Here is a 9,663-nt window from a genome sequence, read left to right as displayed (position 1 = left end):
TTTGCTATACCCCTTTTGAACCGTCTAAATTTTTGCCGCTCCTCCGCATTTCGGGCTTGACTTTTAATAGTTAGTCTCTAAAAAGGCGATCAACGCCTGTGGAACAGTAACCGGACAAGTGGGAGAGAATTCATGTTTCACTGACCGGATCGATTCGATGGTCTGATTTAAGTTATAAAAATACTTGGATGAGATGTATTTTTTTATCTCGTTTTTTGTTCTGCCGTCTAATGCCATTTTCGTAGCCGCTGCGATGGCACAGGCGCCACGGATCCCTTCGGGATTATTGTGTGTTACTTCTGCCTGCAGACAGGCGTATGCTTCCACTTCGTGAAGCGTTTTATAAGCATAGGCAATCGGGCTTACCCGCATAGCGCAGCCATATCCCAGACTGTCGGGCGGTTCTGGAATCGTTCCTCTTTCTTCATAAGTTAAGATCCAGTCCATGTATTTTAAACCGTATGCCTTGTCCGGGTAACGCATGGTATAGTCAAAAAACTTTCTGGCCAAGATATATTGATGTTCCCCTTTTCCCAGTCCAGAAAGAGTTCCATATTCAACGAGCCATTCGGCAACCGCACAGGTTAATACCGAATCATCCGTCATATCATCATTTTCATGAAGCAAAAAAATATCCTGATTTTCAATGCCAAATTCATAAGTTGAGCCCAGGATATCTCCGCAGATCGATCCAAGCATGGGTTCCCTCCAATAGTAATAATTTTTTACATACGATTTCGATTTTTATACAGATATTTTATCATGCTTCCTGTACCGAAAACGTAACATACAATAGAATCTTACACAAAAACGAGAAATGCAGCTAAAACTTGAGATTTATCCTACATTATTCACGGCAAAGCCGTGAAAGTGGCTGAAAGCCACATAGTTACTGCGTTTTAACTGAATATTGCTTTTCACCTATCAAGTGAATGAAAAGAGGACATCCATTTGTGATGAAATTAAGGTGTCAAATCTCAAATAATACCAGCAAAAGAAGCCCTTTATGAGTATTGCAAACACCTTATCATTAGAAAGCAATAGGCAGATTAAAATAAATTTCGCTGGAGGAGATTTATCCTCCGATGCAGGCTTGCTTCTCATCAAAGAATTTGAAGACATATTTCACCACGCTCCTGCATTGCCCTGCTACATAATAAAGGACGATTCTTTCTTCCGGTTCTTTCTTCCGGCTTTCTTTCAGTCTGTAGTATATAGAAGAGAATGTGACTTTTTCGCCACATACAACTTGAAAACACACAGGATAACGTAAACCTGCCGGATGGGGCGCTTTTGCCCTATCCGGCAGGTTATTATTAGAAGGCAAAAAAGTTGAAAAGGAGTGCTAATATGAACAAGCTACTGATTGCTTACGGTCTCACAAAGCCGCAATTCGAACATTTGCAGGCAGCGTTGCCGGAAGAATATGAACTGGTAATTGCTGCGTGTGTAACAGACTTGATTGTAACAAATGCAGTTTGTGTTGTAAGCAATGCTGCAAATATGTGCCAAGACGCCTTGCGTGTGCTGCTTCTCTATTATATGGATATGGGAAACCGGCTGGACGGAACAATCGTGTGGCTTGGCCGAACGAAGGTTCCGGATTTGCCATCCTTTGTGCGCTGTGACAGCTTTTTAGATATGATGACAGAACTGAAAAGCATCCTATCCGGAGCGCAAGGCCGTTACAATGCCATGCGGATGTCCAATGGTACTGCGTATCTTCCAACGCACGCAATTGAGGAGAGTGTCGAGGCGGATATCAGCACTGCGCTGCATAGCAAATATGGCATGAATCCTGACAAACGGCTTGTGAAACGGGTTCACCGGGAATACTGGGCGGTTTTAGAGGCCGGTGCGGCAGAAGAATTGGCTGCAGTGGCTGCCTTGACCCGCTGGCTAAAAACAAACAAATATCCTTTCTCTGTAGAATGCTCTACCGCATTTCCTTTGATCTTATATCTTTTGAGCATTACGGATTCATCCCCTCAAATTGATTTGGATCAAAATCCTTTGCTGCAAAAGAGCCGTTGGAATCCCAAATTTGTATTTTCCCTGTCCAAGGGATTCCAGACCCGGATCATACAATGGAAAGAACATTATTGGTTATGCAGCAGAATCCGCAATCCGTCCGCCGCATTTGAACGTATTACGTTTGTTTTTCATGAAATAGGAACATAGAATGATGCAGGATCAAGAAATATTTTCCTTTTTTGAAGTTCGTAATGTCCCGCAGGAGCTTCGTACAGAAACACAGACCTTGCTGGTGAAAAATGTGGACTATTATCAAAAAGCGCAGCGACTGGATGTTTTTGTAAGCGCGGACCACATGATAGACAGTCCCGGCCTGACCGAAGCAGAGAAGCTGATTGCAGACCAGGCTTTTCCTAGCCATGATATACTTGTCCGCATAATTCCTCGGTTCATGCTGAATCCCGTTCCAACCGCTTTGGAAATTCTGGAACAGTACAAGGATAACATTGCATGGGAATTAGAGCATAAAAAGAAAGATATTCCTGTGCGAATGCTTTACAAAGGGTCTTATGCAGAAGAAACCTCGAAAGGAATCGTTCTGCGAACCAAGGACAAGTTTATGGCGGAAATCGCCGGGCAAAAATTGATCGATTATCTCAAAGAGATTCTGCTTATGCGATTCGGGCTTGATACGTGCGTATTTCTTGAGGTTTGTGAGGATCCCGAGTTCATTCAGGCTCAGCTTTTTAACCACGAACAAGAGAGGCTCCGCATTTTGAATGAATATAGAACAGCTGTTCCGACAGGACAAAAAGCAGATACAGCAAAAACTACGCCCAAGAAACCGGAGTCCTTGTTGCTTTACGGAAAAAACACGGATGGTGCCATTACCAGGCTGGATGAGCTGGACGATATAAAGGGTAACATAGTGGTTCGTGGACGAATTCTATCATCTGAGGTCCGAAAAACCAAACAGGAAGAGAAGAAGCTCCTGATTCTTTCGCTTACCGATGATACGGATTCTATTGCAGCAAAGCTTTTCTTGAAAGCAGAAATCGCAGACAAGCTTTCTGCACAGCTGCAGGAAGGCACATGTGTTAAAATAAAAGGGGTTGCGGGCTTTGATCCGTACAGCCAAGAACGATCCATCACCACCGTTTTCGGCATCAGTACAATTGAGGAATTCGCAGTCAAAAGAAATGATTCTGCAAATCGGAAACGGGTGGAGCTTCACTGCCATACAAAATCCAGCGATATGGATGGCGTCAGCGACGTCAGGGATATCGTGAAGGCCGCTTACGATTGGGGAATGCCTGCCGTAGCGATTACCGACCATGGTGTCGTTCATTCCTTTCCGGATGCAAATCATATGCGAGAGGATCTGTGGAAGGCATTCCGGAAGAAAAACCAAGAGGATGGAATTGATTCCGGAGAATACAAGAACTTTTTCAAGGTGATCTATGGCGTCGAAGGGTATCTTGTGAATGATGTGGAGGATGCCGAGTCAGGCATCTCTATTCAGGAAAAGAAATCGTATCACATTATTCTGTTGGTGCAGAACGAAGTCGGCAGAGTGAATCTATACAAGCTGATCTCAAAATCCCACTTGGACTATTACGGCGGTAAGTACGCTTATGCAAAACGGCCTCGTATCCCTAAGTCGGAACTAATCAAGCACCGTGACGGGATTATCATCGGAAGTGCTTGCGAGGCCGGTGAAATTTTTCAGGCAATCCTGCATGGCAAGAAGGAATCAGAAATTAGAAATCTTGCGAGCCTCTATGATTACCTCGAGATACAGCCAACCGGAAACAATCATTTTATGATCCTCGACGATGCAAATTATCCGGAAGTCCAGATGGAAGCCGATTTGCAAGCGCTTAACCGGAAAGTGGTGGCATTGGGGGAGAAAATTGGCAAGCCTGTGGTTGCCACAGGGGATGTCCATTTTTTGAATCCATCAGATGAAATCTATCGGAGAATCATTATGAACGCAAAAGGGTTTCAGGATGCGGACAACCAGGCGCCTCTATATTTTCGTACCACGGATGAAATGCTGGAGGAATTCGATTATTTAGGAGAAGAAAAAGCAGAAGAAGTTGTAATCACCAATTCTAATTTGATTGCAGACAGGATTGAGGCGATCAGCCCGGTCCGCCCGGATAAATGCCCACCGGTAATAGAGAACAGTGACATCACTTTGCGGGAGATCTGCACACGACGGGCACACGAATTATATGGAGATCAGCTTCCTGCTGTTGTAGAGGAAAGAATGAACCAGGAACTGGATGCAATTATTGGCAACGGATATGCCGTGATGTACATGATTGCGCAGAAGCTGGTATGGAAATCTGTTTCGGATGGCTACTTAGTTGGTTCGCGAGGCTCTGTAGGCTCATCTTTTGTGGCCTTTCTTGCTGGAATCACTGAGGTAAATTCTCTTGCGCCGCACTATCGCTGCGAAAAATGCTTCTACTCAGATTTTGACTCAGAAACGGTACAACAGTATTCCGGCGGGGCCGGTTGTGATATGCCGGATATGGTCTGCCCACGCTGCGGAGCACGGCTTGCTAAAGACGGATTTGATATTCCGTTTGAGACCTTTTTGGGCTTTCATGGCGATAAGGAGCCGGATATTGACCTGAATTTCTCCAGCGAATACCAAGCCAGAGCGCATCAATATACCGAGGAGATCTTCGGCAAGGGTCAGACCTTTAAGGCCGGAACAATTGGAACGGTGAAAGATAAGATTGCCTATGGTATGGTTCGCAGCTACGCTGAGGAGCGTGGCTTTCAAAAAAGCAGGTGCGAAATCGACCGATTAGCAAGGGGCTGCAGCGGCGTCAGACGAGGCACCAGCCAGCACCCCGGAGGAATTATCGTTCTCCCCAAAGGCGAAGATATCAATACATTTACGCCTGTTCAGCACCCGGCCAATGATATGTCTTCCTCTATTATTACAACACATTTCGATTACCATTCCATCGATCACAACCTGCTGAAGCTGGATGAGCTGGGGCACGATGATCCAACGATGATTCGGGAATTGCAGGACTTAACCGGATTAGACCCAACAAAAATTCCTCTGGACGACAAGGGCGTTATGTCTTTATTTACATCACCCGAAGCTCTGGGCTTAAAGCCAGAGGATATTTTTGGCTGGCGTGTTGGTTCGTTAGGCATCCCGGAATTCGGAACAGGCTTTGTAGAAGATATGCTCATCGATGCACAGCCGAAGCATTTCTCCGATTTGATTCGTATTGCAGGATTAGGGCATGGAACGGATGTTTGGCTTGGAAATGCGCAAACTTTGATTCGGAACGGTGTCTGCACCATATCTTCTGCAATCTGCTGCCGTGATGATATTATGATTTATCTCATACACAAGGGATTGGAGCCCGGCACGGCGTTCAACATTATGGAAAACGTGCGAAAAGGTAAGGTCGCAAAAGGCGCATGTGACAAATGGGAAAGCTGGAAGCAAGAAATGCGTGCTCATGATGTTCCGGACTGGTATATCGCTTCCTGCGAAAAGATCATGTATATGTTCCCCAAAGCCCATGCTGCAGCCTACGTGATGATGGCATGGCGCATCGCATACTGTAAGCTCTATTATCCGCTGGAATACTATGCCGCCTTTTTCAGCATTCGTTCAGATAACTTTTCTTATGAGCTGATGTGCCAGGGCAAAGACGCACTGGAGACGGTTATGCAGCAGTTACTGGGCAAGGAACAACTGAGCAAGAAGGAGCAGGACATGCTGAAGGATATGCGGACGGTGCAGGAAATGTATGCAAGAGGCTTTGAATTTCTCCCGATTGATATTTTTAAAGCGAATGTGTCAAAATTTACGATTATTGACGGAAAGATTATGCCTGCGCTGACGAGCATTACCGGGCTAGGCGAAAAGGCGGCCCAGAGTATGGCTGATGCGATTCAAAGCGGAGAAATTTCCTGCGTAGCTGATCTAGAAGTCAAAACTCTTGTAGGTCAGAAAATGCTCATTGAGTTGGACAGACTTGGAATTTTTCACGATCTGCCGAAAAGCAATCAGCTCAGTATGTTCGATACACTATTTTAGGAGATTTGTACTGTGATATCTACCAATAAAGAGATGAAGCGGCTTATCCATGAACGGCAAAAGCACAAAGGCGAGTGGCTCACAAAAGAAGCCGTTGATTATTACTACAATCAGGCACAAAAGTGTACCTGCAATACCTCAGAGGATGTTGGACAACGGCGCCAGTTAAGAAAAGAACTGCAGAAACGATATGGCCTTTTGGAAATTGAGGCAGTTAATATTCTGGGCGGCGTTCACGGTGCATTCTATGTAGCGAAATACGACCGCATTCGAAACGGGATTCCCTTGGAGCACAGTCCAACGAAGAATACTTTGGACAAGGAAGATTGAGGTGAGTGACAATGACAGCGCAAAACAAGAAAGCAGAGGATGATTACTACTGCGTCAGTCTGCCTCCATCGGAGTGGCGTCACATCGACCGGTGGCTTGGGGATAACGTGAGCCTGACCAGTGTTGTTTTGACAGAGCTGAATAAGATTCAAAAAACCTATGAAAAAGGAAAAAGAAGTGCTGTCCGAATCGGAATTGCATCCATTGATACAATGATCGGGGGCCTACACCCCGGGGAATTGCTTTATGTTGGGAGTGCGGAAGAGCGGTACAATTTTGCCGTCGGACTCAACATCATACATGCAGCAGGCATGGAAGGAAACAAGAAGGTGCTTGTGTTTAATGCTGGCAGAGGGCAGTATTCCTATGCACGTAGCTTAATCAGCTTGTGTACCGGTATAGAGGAAAGCAGCCTCCAAAATGCGCAGTCCCTCACAGGCGAAGAACTGGAGCAAGTAGAAACTGTATTCGCCGCACTTCAGCTTTCCAACATTTCGATCATTAGTACCCCGAACATCAGCGTAGAAGAAATCTGTAATAAAATGAAGGCATTGAGAGTGCAGGATTATCCTGACTTTATTTTAATCGATAATCTCAGCTTTCTCACAATGCAGGAACCCTGTACAAATCGTAGTGAGGAATTGCAAAAAATTACCGAAAAGCTTTGGTCCATTGCCAAGGACAGCCGAATCCCGATTGTCTTGACCGGATCTCTTTCCAAAAGAAGAATGGAAATGGAGGGCTATCGGCCGACTGCTGCGGATTTGCCGGAAGAAAGAATGCTAAAGTTCTTGGATAAAATCGTAACGGTGCACGGGAATGGCAAATGCAAAGATAGACTGTATATTACAGTGATCAAAAATCCGGATGGAACATATGGATATCGTAAAATCAAATATGATCCGGCGAGCAATAGGCTTATCGAACTCCTTATTCAGGGCCAAAACAAATCCTCATATAAAAGCAATTAGAATTGTTTGGCTGGAGGTGGCAAAAATACCACATCCAGCCTTGTAATATAGGGTTAAACGAAGTACAATAAGCATGAGGTGATTGCAATGCCACAAACCGCACCGGCAAAGAAAATGCTCATTATGAACATTCTGGACATTCTGAAGCGATATACCGACGAGGAACATAGGCTGACCCAAAAGCAGATCGCAGATATTCTCTGGACCGACTATGATATGGCTGCTGACCGCAAAACGATTGCCCGAAATCTGACAAATCTGATGGCAGCAGGTTATCCCGTTGAATGCAGAGATGATATTGCACGTACTTATATCAACAAGCAAGGGCAGGCAGAAACAAGCTATATGCTCTCTGATTTCTATCTGGAACGGGATTTTACAGATGCGGAGCTGCGATTGCTGATTGACAGTCTGCTGTTTTCAAAGCATATTCCCTACAGTCAGTGTAGGGAGCTAGTTGAAAAGCTGGCAGGGCTTTCCAATCGGTACTTCAAATCCAGAGTGCGGTTTATCTCCACTATGGAGGAAACGGCGCCGAGTAATCCGCAGCTGTTTTATACTATTGAGATCATTGATGAAGCGATCGCTGCGGGCAGGCAGGTGGCCTTTATCTACAATACGTACGGCACCGACAAGAGGCTGCATCCTAAACGAGATCAGGAATACATCGTCAATCCCTATCAGATCGCAGCAACCAACGGCCGGTATTACTTGATCGGGAATTATGATAAATACGATAACCTTGCCAACTACCGTATGGACCGGATTACGGATATCCGCCTGTTGGATACGCCCGCAAAGCCAACCAGCCAGGTAAAGGGCCTGGAGCATGGCTTTGATCTGCCCAAGCATATGGCAGAGCATTTATATATGTTCACAGGGGAAAGTGGAGTTGTCACCTTCCGCGCAAAAAGGTATTTGCTCAATGACATTATGGACTGGTTTGGCGGAGAAATCACCTTCTTTGACGAAACGGAGGAGGAAGTCAGCGTTCGCACAAGGGTGAATCTCGCAGCCATGCGCCGCTGGGCCCTGCAATATGCACTGCACGCAAGGGTCCTGTCCCCGGAGAGCTTGGTACAGCAGGTAAAAGAGGATATCAAAGCAGCGGCGGATCATTATAATTTATAAATTATTCCTGCAATTTTGAAAATTGGGAACCAATTTGTGATTCTCAAATGATTCTAAAGTGAAAAGCAGAAAGGAAAGGGAAAATATCGTTATCATGAATGAAGAACTATACAAATTTCAAAAAGAATGGTTTGATACGATCTTTGAGCCATATATAAAAGAGAATCCTAACGCAAACATAACATACCCTTTCTTTACTGGCGTTCCGGAGCAATATGTAAATTCCAATAAGAGGATTATGATAATCGGCCAAGAAACTCGTGGCTGGGGCATCTACAAACCAGATTGGACCCTTAAAGATAGCCGCCAATGGACGGTTGACTATTTATGCTACCAGTTAAGATACGATACAGATGCAGTGTATAAAGAGAGATTTGGTAGGAGAAATAGCTCTCCTTTTTGGAGCTTTTTCAAATTATTTAGTAACCATGGGATTGTGCCCTGCTGGAATAATGTAGATAAAGCGCAACGGAATATTGATGGCAAAACCAAAAGCTTAACAGAAGAAATCGAAATAGCATTAAATCAAAAGCTGCCACATTCAAATAAAACTCTATTGCAAAAGGAAATTGAAGTATTAAAGCCAAATGCAATTGTTTTTATTACAGGACCAGGTTATGTAGTAACCATGGAAAAAGCATTGGGCTTGAGAGAAAATACTCTTGCGGAATATAAGCCAACAATAGACAACGTCTGCGTTGATATAACGAATATTGTCCACACTGAAATTCCGACCTTTTGGACCTACCATCCAAGGTTTATTGTGAGCAAGAAAAAACCGCTTTCTCGTGAAGAAATAGTGAAGAAAATAATAGGAGCGACTGAATATGAACGATTTTAAAATTGAAAATGGCATTCTCACAAGTTATACCGGCCCCGGAGGGAATGTAGTGATTCCCAACGCTGTCATTGCCATCGGGGAATACGCATTCTACGACTGCAGAAGTCTGACCAGCATTGCGATTCCTGACTCCGTAACATCCATCGGGGAATCCGCATTTTCCGACTGCAGAAGTCTGACCAGCATTGCGATTCCTGACTCCGTAACATCCATCGGGGAATCCGCATTCTGTGACTGCAGCGGCCTGACCAGCATTATGATTCCTGACTCCGTAACATCCATCGGGGAATACGCATTCTCCGGCTGCAGCGGCCTGACCAGCATTGCGATTCCTG

At 44.9% G+C, this 9,663-nt stretch carries 9 protein-coding genes; 8 read left to right on the top strand and 1 reads right to left on the bottom strand.

The window, feature by feature from the left end:
- Positions 1-63: 63 nt before the first annotated feature.
- Positions 64-699, bottom strand: coding sequence for an ADP-ribosylglycohydrolase family protein (locus tag WMO66_RS04635; RefSeq protein WP_349135216.1), 636 nt, complete (start codon positions 697-699; stop codon positions 64-66).
- 307 nt (positions 700-1,006) lie between these two features.
- On the opposite strand from WMO66_RS04635, the gene WMO66_RS04630 reads away from it, so the two are divergent.
- The 8 genes from WMO66_RS04630 to WMO66_RS04595 form a co-directional block, all read left to right on the top strand.
- Entirely contained in the window at positions 1,007-1,273 is a 267-nt protein-coding gene (locus tag WMO66_RS04630) for a hypothetical protein (RefSeq protein WP_349135219.1), read from the top strand.
- Positions 1,274-1,350: 77 nt separating this feature from the next.
- Entirely contained in the window at positions 1,351-2,181 is an 831-nt protein-coding gene (locus WMO66_RS04625) for a hypothetical protein (protein ID WP_349135215.1), read from the top strand.
- A gap of 1 nt (position 2,182) precedes the next feature.
- On the top strand, positions 2,183-6,055 hold the full coding sequence (locus tag WMO66_RS04620; protein ID WP_349135214.1) for a PolC-type DNA polymerase III: 3,873 nt from the start codon (positions 2,183-2,185) through the stop codon (positions 6,053-6,055).
- A 12-nt stretch (positions 6,056-6,067) separates the two neighbouring features.
- Positions 6,068-6,385 (top strand): hypothetical protein, encoded by a 318-nt coding sequence (locus WMO66_RS04615; RefSeq protein WP_349135213.1) that lies wholly within the window; start codon positions 6,068-6,070, stop codon positions 6,383-6,385.
- Between the two features lie 11 nt (positions 6,386-6,396).
- Positions 6,397-7,356, top strand: a complete 960-nt coding sequence (locus tag WMO66_RS04610) for a DnaB-like helicase C-terminal domain-containing protein (RefSeq protein ID WP_349135217.1) — start codon at positions 6,397-6,399, stop codon at positions 7,354-7,356.
- A gap of 87 nt (positions 7,357-7,443) precedes the next feature.
- Positions 7,444-8,487, top strand: a complete 1,044-nt coding sequence (locus WMO66_RS04605) for a helix-turn-helix transcriptional regulator (RefSeq protein ID WP_349135212.1) — start codon at positions 7,444-7,446, stop codon at positions 8,485-8,487.
- A gap of 94 nt (positions 8,488-8,581) precedes the next feature.
- Positions 8,582-9,328 (top strand): hypothetical protein, encoded by a 747-nt coding sequence (locus WMO66_RS04600; RefSeq protein WP_349135211.1) that lies wholly within the window; start codon positions 8,582-8,584, stop codon positions 9,326-9,328.
- Positions 9,315-9,663, top strand: a 349-nt coding sequence (locus tag WMO66_RS04595; protein WP_349135210.1) for a leucine-rich repeat domain-containing protein, incomplete at its 3' end; no start/stop codon positions are given. The genes WMO66_RS04600 and WMO66_RS04595, both read left to right, overlap by 14 nt.

Origin of the sequence: Faecousia intestinalis (assembly GCF_040096185.1) — a bacterium.
In the GTDB taxonomy this organism is placed as follows: domain Bacteria; phylum Bacillota; class Clostridia; order Oscillospirales; family Oscillospiraceae; genus JAZOXB01.
The sequence above is the reverse complement of the archived record's forward strand: the minus strand, read 5'-3'. Positions and strand labels throughout refer to the sequence as shown.